Annotated in this window: 15 protein-coding genes; 12 read left to right on the top strand and 3 right to left on the bottom strand. The window is 60.0% G+C overall.

Features of this window, described 5'->3' with window-relative positions:
* Window positions 1-4: 4 nt before the first annotated feature.
* Window positions 5-1,354, bottom strand: a complete 1,350-nt coding sequence (gene aptA, locus AC3IUE_RS03495; protein ID WP_046044701.1) for an omega-aminotransferase AptA — start codon at window positions 1,352-1,354, stop codon at window positions 5-7.
* A gap of 124 nt (window positions 1,355-1,478) precedes the next feature.
* On the opposite strand from aptA, the gene AC3IUE_RS03490 reads away from it, so the two are divergent.
* From AC3IUE_RS03490 to AC3IUE_RS03465, 6 genes are all read left to right on the top strand, one after another.
* On the top strand, window positions 1,479-2,399 hold the full coding sequence (locus AC3IUE_RS03490; protein ID WP_056746118.1) for a LysR family transcriptional regulator: 921 nt from the start codon (window positions 1,479-1,481) through the stop codon (window positions 2,397-2,399).
* Window positions 2,400-2,484: 85 nt separating this feature from the next.
* Window positions 2,485-3,135 carry a TetR/AcrR family transcriptional regulator gene (locus tag AC3IUE_RS03485; RefSeq protein WP_056746120.1) on the top strand — a complete coding sequence of 217 codons (651 nt, stop codon included), beginning with the start codon at window positions 2,485-2,487 and terminating at the stop codon, window positions 3,133-3,135.
* 7 nt (window positions 3,136-3,142) lie between these two features.
* Entirely contained in the window at window positions 3,143-3,724 is a 582-nt protein-coding gene (locus AC3IUE_RS03480; protein WP_489265582.1) for an IMPACT family protein, read from the top strand.
* A 531-nt stretch (window positions 3,725-4,255) separates the two neighbouring features.
* Window positions 4,256-5,821, top strand: a complete 1,566-nt coding sequence (locus tag AC3IUE_RS03475) for an ABC transporter ATP-binding protein (RefSeq protein WP_489265580.1) — start codon at window positions 4,256-4,258, stop codon at window positions 5,819-5,821.
* A gap of 11 nt (window positions 5,822-5,832) precedes the next feature.
* Entirely contained in the window at window positions 5,833-6,939 is a 1,107-nt protein-coding gene (locus AC3IUE_RS03470) for an ABC transporter permease (protein WP_489265578.1), read from the top strand.
* Window positions 6,939-7,865 carry an ABC transporter permease gene (locus tag AC3IUE_RS03465; RefSeq protein ID WP_489265576.1) on the top strand — a complete coding sequence of 309 codons (927 nt, stop codon included), beginning with the start codon at window positions 6,939-6,941 and terminating at the stop codon, window positions 7,863-7,865. Before AC3IUE_RS03470 ends, AC3IUE_RS03465 begins: the two co-directional genes overlap by 1 nt.
* An 82-nt stretch (window positions 7,866-7,947) precedes the next feature.
* Here the strand turns inward: AC3IUE_RS03465 and AC3IUE_RS03460 are convergent, their stop codons facing one another.
* Window positions 7,948-8,370: a hypothetical protein gene (locus tag AC3IUE_RS03460; protein ID WP_489265574.1), complete on the bottom strand. Its 423-nt coding sequence runs from the start codon at window positions 8,368-8,370 to the stop codon at window positions 7,948-7,950.
* An 82-nt stretch (window positions 8,371-8,452) separates the two neighbouring features.
* Here AC3IUE_RS03460 and AC3IUE_RS03455 point away from each other — a divergent pair, with 82 nt between their 5' ends.
* From AC3IUE_RS03455 to AC3IUE_RS03445, 3 genes are all read left to right on the top strand, one after another.
* Window positions 8,453-8,803, top strand: coding sequence for a MerR family transcriptional regulator (locus AC3IUE_RS03455; RefSeq protein WP_056746497.1), 351 nt, complete (start codon window positions 8,453-8,455; stop codon window positions 8,801-8,803).
* A gap of 24 nt (window positions 8,804-8,827) precedes the next feature.
* Window positions 8,828-9,514, top strand: a complete 687-nt coding sequence (locus AC3IUE_RS03450; protein WP_461996900.1) for an SDR family oxidoreductase — start codon at window positions 8,828-8,830, stop codon at window positions 9,512-9,514.
* 162 nt (window positions 9,515-9,676) lie between these two features.
* Window positions 9,677-11,035: an 8-oxoguanine deaminase gene (locus tag AC3IUE_RS03445; protein WP_056746134.1), complete on the top strand. Its 1,359-nt coding sequence runs from the start codon at window positions 9,677-9,679 to the stop codon at window positions 11,033-11,035.
* 126 nt (window positions 11,036-11,161) lie between these two features.
* Here AC3IUE_RS03445 and AC3IUE_RS03440 read toward each other — a convergent pair whose 3' ends face one another.
* Window positions 11,162-12,250 (bottom strand): calcium:cation antiporter, encoded by a 1,089-nt coding sequence (locus AC3IUE_RS03440; protein WP_489265571.1) that lies wholly within the window; start codon window positions 12,248-12,250, stop codon window positions 11,162-11,164.
* A gap of 296 nt (window positions 12,251-12,546) precedes the next feature.
* Here AC3IUE_RS03440 and AC3IUE_RS03435 point away from each other — a divergent pair, with 296 nt between their 5' ends.
* The 3 genes from AC3IUE_RS03435 (at window position 12,547) to AC3IUE_RS03425 (ending at window position 15,774) form a co-directional block, all read left to right on the top strand.
* On the top strand, window positions 12,547-13,629 hold the full coding sequence (locus tag AC3IUE_RS03435; RefSeq protein ID WP_489265569.1) for a BMP family ABC transporter substrate-binding protein: 1,083 nt from the start codon (window positions 12,547-12,549) through the stop codon (window positions 13,627-13,629).
* A 143-nt stretch (window positions 13,630-13,772) separates the two neighbouring features.
* Window positions 13,773-14,738 carry a 2-oxoglutarate and iron-dependent oxygenase domain-containing protein gene (locus tag AC3IUE_RS03430; RefSeq protein WP_489265567.1) on the top strand — a complete coding sequence of 322 codons (966 nt, stop codon included), beginning with the start codon at window positions 13,773-13,775 and terminating at the stop codon, window positions 14,736-14,738.
* An 82-nt stretch (window positions 14,739-14,820) separates the two neighbouring features.
* Complete coding sequence (locus tag AC3IUE_RS03425) at window positions 14,821-15,774, top strand: adenosine deaminase (RefSeq protein WP_429511180.1); 954 nt, start codon at window positions 14,821-14,823, stop codon at window positions 15,772-15,774.
* The last annotated feature ends 64 nt before the right edge of the window (window positions 15,775-15,838 follow it).

Raw genomic sequence — 15,838 nt, 5'->3', positions numbered from 1 at the left:
AGAATCAGTCGATCTTGTTCAGCACTTCGCCGACCGCGTCGAACAGACGATCAAGGTCTTGCGGCTTGCTGTTGAAGGTTGGGCCGAACTGCAGGGTGTCGCCGCCGAAGCGCACGTAGAACCCGGCTTTCCACAACGCCATGCCCGCTTCGAACGGACGCACAATGGCGTCGCCGTCACGCGGCGCGATCTGGATTGCACCGGCCAGGCCGTAGTTACGAATATCGATAATGTTTTTCGAACCCTTCAGACCGTGCAGCGCATTTTCGAAATGCGGCGCGACTTCGGCCACGCTCTGCACCAGGTTTTCCTTTTGCAGCAGGTCGAGTGCTGCCAGGCCAGCAGCGCAAGCCACCGGGTGCGCGGAATAGGTGTAGCCGTGCGGGAATTCCACCGCGTACTCCGGCGTCGCCTGGTTCATGAAGGTCTGGTAGATCTCGGAGCTGGCAATCACCGCGCCCATCGGAATCGCGCCGTTAGTGACTTGCTTGGCGATGCACATCAGGTCCGGGGTGACGCCAAAGGTATCGGCACCGAACATTTTGCCGGTACGGCCGAAACCGGTGATCACTTCGTCGAACACCAGCAGGATGTTGTGCTGATCGCAGATTTCGCGCAGACGCTTGAGGTAGCCCTGCGGCGGAACAAGCACGCCAGCGGATCCGGCCAGTGGCTCTACGAATACGGCGGCGATGTTCGACGCATCGTGCAGCTCGATCAACTTCAGCAGCTCGTCGGCCAAAGCAATACCACCCAACTCCGGCATGCCACGGGAGTAGGCATTGCTCGCCAGCAGCGTGTGCGGCAGATGATCGACGTCCATCATCGCCTGACCGAACATTTTGCGGTTGCCGTTCACGCCACCGAGGCTGGTACCGGCGATGTTCACGCCGTGATAACCACGGGCACGACCGATCATCTTGGTCTTGGTGGCCTGGCCTTTCAGGCGCCAGTAAGCACGCACCATCTTCACCGCCGTGTCAGCGCACTCGGAGCCCGAGTCAGTGAAGAACACATGATTCAGATTGCCCGGGGTCAGGTCGGTGATTTTCTCAGCCAACTGGAACGACAGCGGATGGCCGTACTGGAAGCCTGGCGAGTAATCGAGGGTGCCCAATTGCTTGGCGACCGCTTCCTGAATTTCCTTGCGGGTATGCCCGGCGCCACAGGTCCACAAACCAGAGAGCGAATCGTAAACCTTGCGGCCCTTGTCATCGATCAGCCAACTGCCTTCTGCCGCCACGATCAGTCGCGGATCGCGCTGGAAATTGCGGTTGGCGGTGTAGGGCATCCAGTGAGCATCGAGCTTGAGCTGGCTGGCCAGGGAAGTCGGGTTGTTTTCAGGCAAGTTCATGGGCAAAACCTCGCAGGGCAATAAGCGGCATAGAGATCAAAAGCGTTCTTGCAGCTAAATTGCCACGGGGATAAAGTCGGTGAAATCCAACTCTTCTAACGTTCAGTCAGGTCATCACTAAACTATGAGCAGCCGTCGCCCCGATCCGCTGGCGCAAGTCAGTGACTTTGATATCCGCCTGCTTCGGATTTTTCGCAGTGTGGTGGAGTGCGGCGGCTTCTCGGCAGCGGAGTCGGTGCTGGGGATCGGTCGCTCGGCCATCAGCCAGCAAATGAGTGATCTGGAGCAGCGTCTCGGTCTGCGCTTATGCCAACGCGGTCGCGCCGGATTTTCCCTGACCGAGGAAGGCCGCGAGGTTTACCAATCGGCCTTACAGCTATTAAGTGCGCTGGAAAGTTTCCGCACCGAGGTCAACGGCCTGCACCAACACTTGCGCGGCGAATTGACCATCGGCCTGACCGACAACCTGGTCACCCTGCCCCACATGCGCATCACCCACGCCTTGGCGCAATTGAAGGAACGCGGTCCGGACGTGCAGATTCAGATCCGCATGATCGCGCCCAATGAAGTCGAACAAGGCGTGCTCGACGGTCGATTGCATGTCGGCGTGGTGCCGCAGGCCAGCGCGCTGTCGGGGCTGGAATATCAGCCGCTCTATAGCGAACGCTCGCTGCTGTATTGCGCGGTAGGTCATCCGTTGTTTTATGTCGACGATAAACAACTGGATGACGAGCGCCTCAATAGCCAGGACGCCATCGCGCCGACCTTCCGTTTGCCTGCGGAAATCCAGGCCCATTACCAAGCGCTCAATTGCACCGCCAGTGCCTCGGACCGTGAAGGCATGGCGTTCCTGATCCTGACCGGACGCTTCATCGGCTACCTGCCGGACCACTACGCCAGCCTCTGGGTGCAGCAAGGCCGATTACGTGCGCTGAAACCAAAGGTGCGTTTTTATGACCTGAGCCTTGCATCGGTCACACGCAAGGGCCGTCGCCCGCATTTGGTGCTGGAGAGTTTTCTGGAGAGCCTGGCGGCGACACGCTAGGTTTTATCGCGTCAGGACTTGTCTGATGCCGGTGGGTGCGCTATCAACGCACTGGTTGCACCCACTCACTTGCTCGGAAGTGCCTATGACCTTTGAAGTCCCCGCTCACGGCGGCAAACCTGCCAGCCGCATTCGTCAGAAGAACGAAGAGACCATCATCAAAGCCGCCGAAGACGAGTTCGCTCGTCACGGGTTCAAAGGCACCAGCATGAACACCATCGCCCTGAATGCCGGGTTGCCCAAGGCGAACCTGCATTACTACTTCACCAACAAACTCGGTTTGTACGTGGCGGTGCTGAGCAACATCCTCCAGTTGTGGGACAGCACCTTCAACACCCTGACCTTTGATGATGATCCGGCCGAAGCGCTGACGCGTTACATCCGCGCCAAGATGGAATTCTCCCGCCGTCAGCCGCAAGCCTCGCGGATCTTCGCGATGGAAGTGATCAGCGGCGGCGAATGCCTGACCGAATACTTCAACCAGGATTATCGCGCCTGGTTCCAGGGCCGGGCGGGCGTGTTCCAAGCGTGGATCGACGCCGGCAAAATGGACCCGGTCGACCCGGTGAACCTGATCTTCCTGTTGTGGGGCAGCACTCAGCATTACGCGGATTTCGCCACACAGATCTGCCGTGTCAGCGGGCGTACCAAGCTCACCAAGCAGGACATGGAAGACGCCGGCAACAACCTGATCCGCATCATTCTCAAGGGCTGCGGCCTGACGCCAACGATCTAAGACACTTATGCCTTTTACCCTCAGCGGTTTTTGCGAGTACCGCGAAGAGATTCGCAAAAGCCGCTTCATCACTTTCGCCGCGCCAATCAGCAGCCCTGTTGAAGCCCAGGCGTTCATCGAACAGCACAGCGATCTGAATGCCTCGCACAATTGCTGGGCCTGGAAACTTGGCGACCAATACCGCAGCACTGACGATGGCGAGCCCGGCGGCACCGCTGGCCGGCCGATTCTGGCGGCAATCGACGCGCAGGATTGCGATCAAGTCGCGGTGCTGGTAATTCGTTGGTATGGCGGCATTCAACTCGGCACCGGTGGCCTCGCCCGGGCGTATGGCGGCGGCGCCAACAAGTGCCTGCAAGCGGCGGCGAAGGTTGAGTTGATCAGTCGGGTGCCGGTGAGTTGCGCCTGTGCTTTTGCAGAGTTGCCGCTGGTGAAGCTTCGGGTGGCGGAACTGGGTGGATTGGTTGTGGAAGAAACGTTCACGGCCAACGGCGTAGACCTGCAACTGGCGATCGGCGAAAGCCAGATCGATACCCTGCAAACGCAGCTGGCGGGCTTGAGTCGCGGACGCATTTTGTTGCAGCACTAATCGCACCAACAACGTTCACCGCCCTTTCGTCGAACCAGTGCATTTGCCCACATCTACTGTGCACCCGGCTGTGGATAACCTGAGCACACCCGGCTGTAACCCTTCTGTCATGCGGCTTTGCGGGCTTTGCTCACTTTTCGTCCAATCTGCCACCAAAAAAACTAAATCCACGCAAAAACAATCAGTTAGCGCGGTTTATCACCTTTAGAAGAAAGCCACTCAGTGCTTATGCCCGAGCTTCGGGCTTGCGCACAAATACTGTGGAGCAATCTGTGGATAACCCGTTCATGGCTGTCGCCGCCCCATGTCCGGTATGGCTTGCCGCCAGTTGCTCGTTTTTTGACCAAACACCCTGAGCAAAACCGGAGCCTGATCAACGGCGCTGCCCTCAAGTGGTGCCTGGTTCGGGATCGACATAGGGCAAGGCGCCGTCCTCAAAGCCTTTATCTGTAACGCATTTGATTTTTTCTGACTCAATGGCCAGGAAATTGCTGTGTCCACCGGCATCACTTCAATCGACCCGAGCCTGTCATGCCTAACCCCGTGCCGATCCCCGATCCAACACCTCGTCTGCAACTGCGCAGAATCAGCAAGCGCTACCCCGGTTGCCTGGCCAACGATGCTATCGACTTGAGCATAGCCCCTGGCGAAATCCATGCCCTGCTTGGCGAAAACGGCGCGGGTAAAAGTACGCTGATGAAGATCATCTACGGCGTCACCCACGCGGACTCGGGTGAGATGAACTGGCAAGGGCAACGCGTGACTCTGCGCAACCCGGCTCAGGCTCGTAGCCTCGGGATCGGCATGGTGTTCCAGCATTTCTCGCTGTTCGAGACGCTGAGCGTGGCGCAGAACATTGCCTTGGCGATGGGCGCGGCGGCTGGTACACCGAAACAGCTTGAGCCAAAGATTCGTGAAGTCTCCCGGCGCTACGGCATGGCGCTGGAGCCGGAGCGACTTGTCCACAGCCTGTCGATCGGCGAACGCCAGCGGGTGGAAATCATTCGATGCCTGATGCAGGACATCCGCCTGCTGATTCTCGATGAGCCGACCTCGGTGCTGACTCCACAGGAGGCCGACGAATTGTTCGTCACCTTGCGCCGACTGGCGGCCGAGGGATGCAGCATTCTGTTTATCAGCCACAAACTCGGTGAAGTTCGCGCGTTGTGTCACAGCGCCACGGTGTTGCGCGGCGGTCGGGTGGCCGGGCATTGCGTGCCGCTCGAGTGTTCGGATCGGCAACTGGCGCAGTTGATGGTGGGTGAAGCGGCCGAGTTGATTACCGATTATCCGAAGGTGATCGGCAGTGATGTCTTCTTGAGTGTGAGCGGATTGTCCTGGCACAACCCGGACCCGTTCGGATGCTCGCTGAATGACATTGAGCTTGAAGTGCGCAGCGGTGAAATCGTCGGCATCGCCGGTGTCGCGGGCAATGGTCAGGATGAGTTGCTGGCCCTGCTCAGCGGCGAAGAACCGCTCAGCCGCAACGACGGCGCAACGATCAGTTTCGCCGGGCAACCGGTGGCTCATTTGCGGCCGGATGCACGGCGCAAACTGGGCCTGGCCTTCGTCCCCGCTGAACGTCTGGGTCATGGCGCGGTGCCGGACTTGAGCCTGGCGGACAACGCTCTGCTCACCGCCTTTCAACAAGGGCTGGTCAGCAACGGACTGATCCAGCGCGACAAGGTCGAAGCGCTGGCCGAAGAAATCATCCGTCGCTTCGGGGTGAAGACGCCCGACACCCAGACACCGGCCCGCAGCCTGTCCGGCGGCAACTTGCAGAAATTCATCCTCGGCCGGGAAATCCTGCAGCAACCGAAACTGCTGGTGGCCGCGCACCCGACCTGGGGCGTGGACGTCGGCGCTGCCGCGACCATTCACCGCGCACTGATTGCCTTGCGCGACGCCGGCGCGGCGATCCTGGTGATCTCCGAAGACCTCGACGAACTGTTCCAGATCAGCGACCGCCTCGGCGCCTTGTGCGGTGGTCGATTGTCACCGCTCAAGCCCACGGTCGACACCCGCCTGATCGATGTCGGCGGCTGGATGGCCGGCCAGTTCGACGCCCCTCAATCACTCGCACCCGCAACGGTTTAACGGAGTTTCACATGCTGCTTTCTCTCGAACTTCGTGGCCAGCAATCGCGCCTGATGCTGTGGTGCTCGCCATTGCTGGCGGCTGTCCTGACGTTGGGCTGTGGCTCGCTGCTGTTTATCGCGCTGGGGCATGACCCGTTACTGACCTTGCACACCTTGCTCATCGCGCCGATTAGCGACCTGTATGGCATCTCCGAACTGCTGGTCAAAGCGCTGCCGATTTTGCTCTGCGCGTTGGGGCTGGCGGTGGCGTACCAAGCGCGAATCTGGAACATCGGCGCCGAAGGTCAGTTGCTGCTTGGCGCGCTGGCCGGCAGTGCGCTGGCGGTGAACATCATCGGCATGGAGAGTCGCTGGGCACTGGTGTTGATCCTGCTTGTCGGCACCCTGGCCGGTGCCGCGTGGGCCGGGCTGACGGCGTGGTTGCGTACGCGATTCAACGCCAACGAAATCCTCACCAGCATCATGCTCAATTACATCGCCCTGAACCTGTTGCTGTTCTGCGTACATGGGCCGTTGAAGGATCCGGCGGGGTTCAACTTTCCCGAATCAGCGATGTTCGGTGATGCCAGCCGTTTGCCGCTGCTGATGGAGGACGGGCGGGTCCACATGGGCGTGTATTTCGCCTTGCTCGCGTTGGTGGCGGTGTGGGTGTTGCTGCAGAAAAGCTTTATCGGATTCCAGATCAAAGTGCTCGGGCTGGACCAGCGCGCAGCGGGGTTCGTCGGCTTTCGCGAGAAGCGGCTGATCTGGCTGGCGCTGTTGATCAGCGGAGGATTGGCGGGGCTGGCCGGCGTGTGTGAAGTCACCGGGCCGATCGGCCAACTGGTGCCGCAAGTCTCGCCGGGTTACGGCTATGCCGCGATCACCGTGGCGTTTCTCGGACGGTTGAATCCCATTGGCATCCTGTTTTCCAGCCTGCTGATGGCACTGCTGTACATCGGTGGAGAGAGCGCGCAGATGAGCATGAATCTGCCCCAGGCAATCACCCAATTGTTCCAGGGGATGATGCTGTTTTTCCTGCTGGCCAGTGACGTGCTGATTCTCTACCGACCGCGTTTGAACCTGCGCTGGTCCCGTCGCGCACAAGCCACCGCCGTACAAGCAGGAGCGCTGTGATGGATATCGATCTGCTGAGCAATATTTTCTACGCCATGGTCCGCTGCGGTACGCCGTTGCTGTTGGTGGCTTTAGGTGAATTGGTCTGCGAGAAGAGCGGCGTTCTGAACCTCGGCCAGGAAGGCATGATGCTGTTTGGTGCGGTGATCGGTTTTATCGTCGCGTTGAGCAGCGGCAACTTGTGGCTCGGCGTGTTGCTGGCGATGCTCGCCGGGATGCTGTTGTCGTCCCTGTTTGCGCTGGTGGCGCTGGTGTTCAACGCCAATCAGGTGGCCACCGGGTTGGCGCTGACGATCTTCGGTGTGGGCCTGTCGACCTTTGTCGGCGCGGCGTGGGTTGGTAAACCGCTGGCGGGTTTTGAGCCGGTGGCGATTCCTTATTTGAGTGAAATCCCGCTGATCGGGCGGATGCTGTTTGCGCAGGATCTGTTGGTGTACCTGTCGTTCGCGTTGTTTGCGCTGGTGGCCTGGGTGATTGTTAAAAGTCGCGTCGGGCTGATCATTCAGGCGGTAGGGGAAAATCCGGATGCGGCCAGTGCCATGGGCTTACCGGTGTTGGGCGTGCGCACGTTGGCGGTGCTGTTTGGTGGGGCGATGGCCGGGTTGGCTGGGGCTTATTTGTCGCTGGCTTATACGCCGATGTGGGCGGAGAACATGAGCGCCGGCCGCGGCTGGATTGCCCTGGCACTGGTGGTGTTTGCCAGTTGGCGGGTGTGGCGGTTGCTGCTGGGGGCGTATCTGTTCGGGCTCGCCAGCATTCTGCATTTGGTGGCGCAGGGGTTGGGGCTGGCGATTCCGTCGAGTCTGTTGGCGATGCTGCCGTATGTCGCGACCATTGTGGTGTTGGTGCTGTTGTCGCGGGATGCGCTGCGTACGCGGTTGTTTGCGCCGGTGTCGTTGGGGCAGCCGTGGCAGGCCGGGCATTAGAGGCTGGCCGGGCGGGCCCCATCGCGAGCAAGCTCGCTCCCACAGGGTTCTGCGGCGACCAATAATCCTGCGGGCAACTCGGTCACTGTGGGAGCGAGCTTGCTCGCGATGGCGTCCGTACAGGCAACACCTGAGCTACGCCCCACGCCAATTCAAAGAACAGGAAAATCACCAATAGCGAACTCCCGCCGTGGGCCAAGGCATAAGCCTGCCAGGCTGCAAACAAAAACCGCCCCACCGCGTCATACCGCCCAAACACCTGCTGCGGATCACGAATCCGCAGCACCGCCCACACGCAGACAATCGACCCCAACAGATTGGCCATCAGCATGTGCATCGGCTCAAACGGCGGCAGCTCGCCAGACAAGTTGAACGCCTGACTCACACTCAACAAAACGCCATGCAACGCCGCAAAACTCCACGGCGTGACAAACGCCACCATGACGATCAAGTCATACCAGGCGCTACCCTTCACCAACCGGCGATATTGCGTTGAAGTCCACATCCGTCTTGCTCCGTAAACTCAGGGAGCAACAAGGCTAAAGCCTGGAGTATGCTCCAGGGTCAAGCCCTCTCGAGACGTCATGATGCGCATTGGTGAATTAGCCCAGGCCAGCGCCGTCAGCCGCGACACGCTGCGCTTCTACGAGCATCGCGGGTTGATTGCGGCACAACGCAGCGCCAACGGTTACCGCGACTATCCGGCGGACATGGTGCAACTGGTGCAGTACATCAAGACCGCTCAGCGATTGGGCTTTACCCTCGGCGAGATCGGCAACAGCGTCGCCGCGATATGGCAGTCGCCCGATCCGGACAGCGCCGTCACGCAATTGCTGCAAGACAAACTCAAACTGATCGAAACCCGAATGGAAGAACTCGGCGCGCTGCGTCAGGAGTTGCAGCAACGGCTCGGCCAGCGTTGTCCATTAAATCCGTGACCTCATTTTTCAAGGAAGCCACTTATGTCTACGGCAAAAACCGCACTCATCATCGGCGCCTCCCGGGGCCTGGGCCTCGGTCTGGTGAAAACCCTGCTGGCCGACGGTTGGCAGGTTACCGCCACCGTGCGCAACCCGCAGAACGCCGAAGCCTTGCAGGCCTTGGGCAAGGTGCGGATCGAAAAACTCGATATGGACGATCAGCAGGCGGTCATCGCCCTGAGCCAGCAGCTCAAGGGCGAAGTGTTTGATCTGCTGTTCGTGAATGCCGGGGTCAAAGGCCCGGAAGTTCAGACGCCGGGCGGCGCGACGCTGGCCGAGGTCGGCCAACTGTTCTTCACCAATGCGGTGGCGCCGATCAATCTGGCTCAACGCTTCGTCGGGCAGATCCGTCCGGACAGCGGTGTGCTGGCGTTCATGAGTTCGGTGCTGGGCAGCGTGACCATGCCGGATGCACCCGAACTGGCGCTGTACAAGGCCAGCAAAGCGGCGCTGAACTCGATGACCAGCAGCTTCGTCACTCAGTTGGGTGAGCAGAAACTCACCGTGCTGTCGCTGCATCCGGGTTGGGTGAAAACCGACATGGGCGGTGAAGGCGCTGACATTGATGTGGACACCAGTACGCGTGGGTTGGTCGATCAGGTGAATGCGCATACCGGCAAGGGCGGGCATCATTTTGTGAATTACAGGGGTGAAACCATTCCTTGGTAACACCTCCCACAGGGATTTGTGTTGTCCTGTCGGGCGAGGCTTGTCTGCCGAGCTTTTTTGATTGAAACTCCGCACCTCGTCCCCGCGACGACCCTGGATCAGCAGACAGGGTAATCACTGAGCTGGCTAACCTGAACCCCACTTTCAGAGGAGCCGGCCAACATGCCTGCGACCCGTACCTGGTTAAAAAATCCCCTCGCGATCTTCACTGCCAATGGCCTCGATGCCCGTGGCGGCCTGGTGCTGCAAGACGGTTTGATCGTCGAAGTGCTCGCCGCTGGCCAGCAACCATCCGCACCCTGTGGACACGTGTTCGATGCCCGCGAGCATGTGATCCTGCCGGGACTGATCAACACCCATCACCACTTCTATCAAACCCTGACCCGCGCTTGGGCACCGGTGGTCAATCAGCCGTTGTTCCCGTGGCTGAAAACTCTCTACCCGGTCTGGGCCCGCCTCACCCCTGAAAAACTCGCCCTCGCCAGCAAAGTCGCGTTGGCCGAATTGCTGCTGTCTGGCTGCACCACCGCGGCCGATCACCATTACCTGTTTCCGCAAGGCCTGGAAAATGCGATCGACGTGCAGGTCGAAAGCGTCCGCGAACTGGGCATGCGCGCCATGCTGACGCGCGGTTCCATGAGCCTCGGCGAAAAGGACGGCGGCCTGCCGCCGCAGCAGACCGTGCAGGAAGGCGAAGTCATCCTCGCCGACAGCCAACGTTTGATCGCCGAGTACCACGAACGTGGCGACGGCGCGCAAATCCAGATCGCCCTCGCGCCGTGCTCGCCGTTCTCGGTGACCCCGGAAATCATGTCGGCCAGCGCCGAACTGGCGAACAAACTCGACGTGCGCCTGCACACCCATCTGGCGGAAACCCTCGACGAAGAAGACTTCTGTCTGCAACGCTTCGGCTTGCGCACTGTGGATTACCTGGACAGCGTCGGCTGGCTCGGCCCGCGCACCTGGCTGGCTCATGGCATCCACTTCAACCCGGATGAAATCGCTCGCCTCGGCGCCGCCGGTACCGGTATTTGCCATTGCCCGAGTTCGAACATGCGCCTGGCTTCCGGCATCTGCCCGACACTGGACCTGACCGCTGCGGGCGCGTTGCTGGGCTTGGGCGTGGACGGTTCGGCGTCCAACGATGCGTCGAACATGATGCTGGAAACCCGTCAGGCGCTGTACATTCAGCGGCTGCGTTATGGCGCCGAAAAGATCACGCCGGAACTGGTTTTGGGGTGGGCGACCAAGGGTTCGGCGAGTTTGCTCGGGCGTACCGATATCGGCGAACTGGCGGTGGGCAAGCAGGCGGATCTGGCACTGTTCAAGCTCGATGAGCTGCGGTTCTCCGGCAGTCATGATCCGGTGTCGGCGTTGCTGCTGTGCGGCGCTGATCGGGCGGATCGAGTGATGGTCGGCGGCAAATGGCGGGTGATTGATGGACAGGTTGAAGGGCTGGATTTGAAGGGGTTGATTGCCGATCACAGCCAGGCGGCTCGGCAGCTAATCGCCGGCACCTGATCCACCACCAATCAAAAACTGTGGGAGCGAGCCTGCTCGCGATGAGGGAGTGTCACTCGACATCAGTGGTGTCTGACACACCGTCATCGCGAGCAGGCTCGCTCCCACATTGGTTTTGTGGAGGGTTCAAAGGCCCAGCAGCGACAACATAATGAACGTCGCAAACAGCACAAAGTGGGTCATGCCTTCGATGGCATTGCTTTCGCCATCGTTGAGGTTGATCGCGCTGACGATCAGGGTGAGGAAGACCATCACGGTCTGCACCGGGGTCATCGCCATCTGAAACGGCTGGCCGGTGTAGAGCGCCATCGCTTCCATCACCGGTACCGTCAGGATCACCGTCGACAGCGACGCGCCCATGGCGATGTTGACCACCGACTGCATGCGGTTGGCCAGAGCCGCCCGCAACGCGGTCAGAATCTCCGGCGCCGCCGAGATTGCCGCCACCAGGATCGCCGTGATCACCGGCGGTGCGCCCGTCCCTTCCAGGCCCAGATCGAGGGTCTTGGACATCACTTCGGCCAATGCGCCGATCACCACCACGCCAAACACCAACGTCCCGATACTCAGCGCCAGATTGATGGGTTCAGGTTCTTCCTCCGGGACTTTCTTGCGACGTTTTTCCGGGTAGCTGTAGCTGAAGAAATAACTGTGCGGCCCGACCTGCATGCGCAGGAACAGGGCGTAGAGCACGATCATCGCGCCGATGGTGAACGCCGAATAGAGTTTCCAGCTGGCCTCGGGAATGAACTCCGGCACCACCATGGACACGCCCATGGCGGTGAGGATCATCACGCTGTAGCTACGGGCCGAGTCGTCGTTATAGGACTGTTCGCCGTGCTTGAGCCCGCCCATCAACGCAGCGAGGCCGAGGATGCCGTTGATGTCGAGCATCACCGCCGAATAAATCGTGTCGCGTACCAGGGTTGGCGAGGCTTCGTTGCTCATCATGATCGCCAGGATCACCACTTCCACCAGCACGGCGGCCAGGGTCAGGATCATCGTGCCGTAAGGGTCACCGACTTTTTCTGCGAGCAGCTCAGCGTGATGGGCGACGCGCATGGAGGCAACGACGATGAACGCGATCAACACCAGGCCTGCGGTGAGCGCGATGGGCTGACCGCTGTGCAGCATCCAGTGTTCCAGCGGATAGGCGACGACGGCGGCGAGCAGGGCCAGCAGCAGAAACTTTTCTTGCTTGAGTAGTGTGAGCATTGCGGGCCTTTTTGCCGTGTGAAGCGAAACCAGGGTGATGAGCTACTGACTGTGGGGCGGCGCTAACGTTTCGTTACACCTTAGCGCACCAGTGGATGGCAGCCGTGTCAGGCCATGCACTTTTATTGGCCTTGCGGGCCTCTTCGCGAGCAAGCCCGCTCCCACATTGGATCGCATTCCCCTGTGGGAGCGAGCCTGCTCGCGAAGGCCGTTACGCGGTTTCGGCATTTGTTGTCCTGTTGGTCAGCAACTTGCATTGGCCTTGCCAACCTCACAACAACATGGAGTTCGAATTCATGCACAAACGTCCGTTGAAGAAGCTGCTTTGCGCCGTTGCGGCGGCCATCGGTCTGAGCGCCAGCCTGACCGCCAGTGCCGCCGACCCGCTGAAAGTCGGCTTCGTCTACATTGGTCCGATTGGCGACCACGGCTGGACGTATCAGCATGAACAAGGGCGCAAGGCACTGGCGGAAAAATTCGGCGACCAGATCACCACCAATTATGTGGAGAACGTTGCTGAAGGCGCCGACGCCGAGCGGGTGATCCGCAACATGGCCAAGGACAAGTACGACCTGATCTTCACCACGTCCTTCGGCTACATGAACCCGACCCTGAAAGTCGCCAAACAATTTCCCAAGGTGACCTTCGAACACGCCACCGGCTACAAGCAGGACAAGAACCTCGGCACCTACCTGGCGCGCACCTATGAAGGTCGCTACGTCGGCGGTTTTCTCGCGGCGAAGATGACCAGGACCAAGAAGATCGGTTATGTCGCGTCCTTCCCGATCCCGGAAGTGATCCGCGACATCAACGCCATTCAACTGGCCCTGAACAAGTACAACCCCGGCACCGAGATCAAAGTGGTGTGGGTCAACTCCTGGTTCGATCCGGGCAAAGAAGCCGATGCCGCCAACGCCCTGATCGATCAGGGCGTGGACGTGGTGTTCCAGCACACCGACAGCCCGGCGCCGATCCAGGCCGCTGAACGTCGCGGCGTGTATGCCGTGGGCTACGCTTCGGACATGGCGCACTTCGGGCCGAAAGCGGTGCTGACGTCCATCGTCAACGACTGGGGCCCGCACTACATTCAGGCGACCCAAAGCGTGCTCGACCACACGTGGAAGTCGCTGGATTACTGGGGTGGTTTGAAGGAAGGCACGGTTGAGTTGCCGATCAGCGATCTGGTGCCAGCGCCGGTGAAAGCCGAGGCAGAGCAGATCATTGCCGACATCAAGAGCGGTGCTTTCCACCCGTTCACCGGGCCGATCAAGGATCAGGCGGGCGTCGAGAAGATTGCGGCGGGCGCGACGGCGAGCAATGCGGAACTGGCATTGATGAACTACTACGTTGAAGGCATGAAGGCCGACATTCCGAAGTAACTCCCCAACCCAACACAAAACCCTGTAGGAGTGAGCCTGCTCGCGATAGCGGACTATCAGTCAACGCGGATGTTGAATGTGACGGCCTCATCGCGAGCAGGCTCACTCCTACAATGAATTTTCAGCGTTCTTGAGAATTGCGCATGAACCAGCTCCCGATCATCGACATCGCCCCGCTCTACAGCGATGACCAAAACGCTTGGCCAGCCGTCGCCGCCGAGATCGACCATGCCTGCCGAGAGTGGGGCTTCTTCTACATCAAAGGTCACCCGATCAGCGCAGCGCGCATTCACGCCGTACTCGACCACGCCCAACGTTTCTTCGCCCTGCCCGCCGCCGAAAAACTCAAGATCGACATCACCCAGACCCGCCACCACCGCGGTTATGGCGCCATCGCCACCGAACAACTCGACCCCAGCAAACCCAGCGACCTGAAAGAAACCTTCGACATGGGCCTCCACCTGCCGGCCGATCACCCTGAAGTGTTGGCAGAAAAACCGCTGCGCGGACCCAACCGTCATCCGTCGATGCCCGGCTGGGAATCGCTGATGGAACAGCACTACGTCGACATGCAGGCCTTGGCCCTAACCCTGTTACGGGCCATAACCGTGGCGCTGGGCATCGAGCGCGACTTTTTCGACACCCGTTTCGTTGAGCCGGTCAGCGTGCTGCGGATGATTCATTACCCACCGCGCCACACCGCCAGTTCCGAAGAGCAACAAGGCGCCGGCGCCCACACCGATTACGGCTGCATCACCCTGCTGTATCAGGATGCCGCTGGCGGCCTGCAAGTGCGAAACGTTAAAGGCGAGTGGATCGATGCACCGCCGATCGACGGCACGTTCGTGGTCAACCTCGGCGACATGATGGCGCGCTGGAGCAACGACCGTTACCTGTCGACGCCGCACCGGGTGATCAGCCCGCTGGGCGTGGACCGTTACTCGATGCCATTCTTCGGCGAGCCGCACCCTGACACGGTCATCGAATGCCTGCCCGGCTGTCAGGATGAACAGCACCCGGCAAAGTATCCGGCCACCACCTGCGCCGAATTCCTGCTCTCGCGCTTCGCCGATACCTACGCCTATCGACGGGAACAGGAAGCGCTGTGATGAACCGGCTGGTCAGGTTTTGCTAATTGTTTCTACGGGCATCTGTAGAATGCTCGCCATCTGCACCTGATGAGAAAAGACTATGTACGACTGGCTGAACGCCCTGCCCAAGGCAGAACTTCACCTGCACCTTGAGGGTTCGCTGGAGCCTGAGCTGCTGTTCGCCCTGGCCGAACGCAACAAGATCGCCCTGCCGTGGAGCGATGTCGAAACCCTGCGCAAGGCCTACGCCTTCAACAACCTGCAAGAATTTCTCGACCTGTATTACCAGGGCGCCGACGTGTTGCGCACCTCTCAGGATTTCTACGACCTGACTTGGGCCTACCTGTTGCGTTGCAAGGCGCAGAACGTGATTCACACCGAACCGTTTTTCGACCCGCAGACCCACACCGACCGTGGCGTGCCGTTCGAAGTGGTACTCAACGGCATCGCCGCCGCGTTGAAGGATGGCGAGCAGCAACTGGGCATCACCAGCGGTTTGATCCTGAGCTTCCTGCGCCACTTGAGCGAAGAAGAAGCCGAGAAAACCCTCGACCAGGCGCTGCCGTTCCGTGATGCGTTTGTGGCTGTCGGTCTGGACAGTTCGGAAATGGGTCACCCGCCAAGCAAATTCCAGCGCGTGTTTGATCGTGCCCGTCACGAAGGCTTCCTGACCGTCGCCCACGCCGGTGAAGAAGGCCCGCCCGAGTACATCTGGGAAGCCCTCGACTTGCTGAAAGTCCAGCGCATCGACCATGGCGTGCGTGCCATCGAAGACGAACGTTTGATGCAGCGGATCATCGACGAACAAATCCCGTTGACCGTGTGCCCGTTGTCGAACACCAAGCTCTGCGTGTTCGATCACATGTCTCAGCACAACATTCTCGACATGCTCGAGCGTGGCGTGAAAGTGACCGTGAACTCGGATGACCCGGCGTACTTCGGCGGTTATGTCACCGAGAACTTCGACGCGTTGTACACCCATTTGGGCATGACCCAGGACCAGGCCAAGCGATTGGCGCAAAACAGCCTGGATGCACGGCTAGTGAAACCGTAAGGTTCACCGCATAACCAATGTGGGAGCGAGCCTGCTCGCGATGAGGCCATCACATTCAACATCG

It is taken from the genome of Pseudomonas sp. GL_093, assembly GCF_057837605.1.
The sequence above is the reverse complement of the archived record's forward strand: the minus strand, read 5'-3'. Positions and strand labels throughout refer to the sequence as shown.

Coding starts and splice junctions, on each gene's coding strand:
- AC3IUE_RS03475 (WP_489265580.1), top strand. CDS start 4,256: ATGCCTAACCCCGTGCCGATCCCCGATCCAACACCTCGTCTGCAACTG.
- AC3IUE_RS03455 (WP_056746497.1), top strand. CDS start 8,453: ATGCGCATTGGTGAATTAGCCCAGGCCAGCGCCGTCAGCCGCGACACG.
- AC3IUE_RS03440 (WP_489265571.1), bottom strand. CDS start 12,250: ATGCTCACACTACTCAAGCAAGAAAAGTTTCTGCTGCTGGCCCTGCTC.
- AC3IUE_RS03460 (WP_489265574.1), bottom strand. CDS start 8,370: ATGTGGACTTCAACGCAATATCGCCGGTTGGTGAAGGGTAGCGCCTGG.
- AC3IUE_RS03490 (WP_056746118.1), top strand. CDS start 1,479: ATGAGCAGCCGTCGCCCCGATCCGCTGGCGCAAGTCAGTGACTTTGAT.
- AC3IUE_RS03445 (WP_056746134.1), top strand. CDS start 9,677: ATGCCTGCGACCCGTACCTGGTTAAAAAATCCCCTCGCGATCTTCACT.
- AC3IUE_RS03450 (WP_461996900.1), top strand. CDS start 8,828: ATGTCTACGGCAAAAACCGCACTCATCATCGGCGCCTCCCGGGGCCTG.
- AC3IUE_RS03480 (WP_489265582.1), top strand. CDS start 3,143: ATGCCTTTTACCCTCAGCGGTTTTTGCGAGTACCGCGAAGAGATTCGC.
- AC3IUE_RS03425 (WP_429511180.1), top strand. CDS start 14,821: ATGTACGACTGGCTGAACGCCCTGCCCAAGGCAGAACTTCACCTGCAC.
- AC3IUE_RS03430 (WP_489265567.1), top strand. CDS start 13,773: ATGAACCAGCTCCCGATCATCGACATCGCCCCGCTCTACAGCGATGAC.
- AC3IUE_RS03485 (WP_056746120.1), top strand. CDS start 2,485: ATGACCTTTGAAGTCCCCGCTCACGGCGGCAAACCTGCCAGCCGCATT.
- AC3IUE_RS03435 (WP_489265569.1), top strand. CDS start 12,547: ATGCACAAACGTCCGTTGAAGAAGCTGCTTTGCGCCGTTGCGGCGGCC.
- AC3IUE_RS03465 (WP_489265576.1), top strand. CDS start 6,939: ATGGATATCGATCTGCTGAGCAATATTTTCTACGCCATGGTCCGCTGC.
- AC3IUE_RS03470 (WP_489265578.1), top strand. CDS start 5,833: ATGCTGCTTTCTCTCGAACTTCGTGGCCAGCAATCGCGCCTGATGCTG.
- aptA (WP_046044701.1), bottom strand. CDS start 1,354: ATGAACTTGCCTGAAAACAACCCGACTTCCCTGGCCAGCCAGCTCAAG.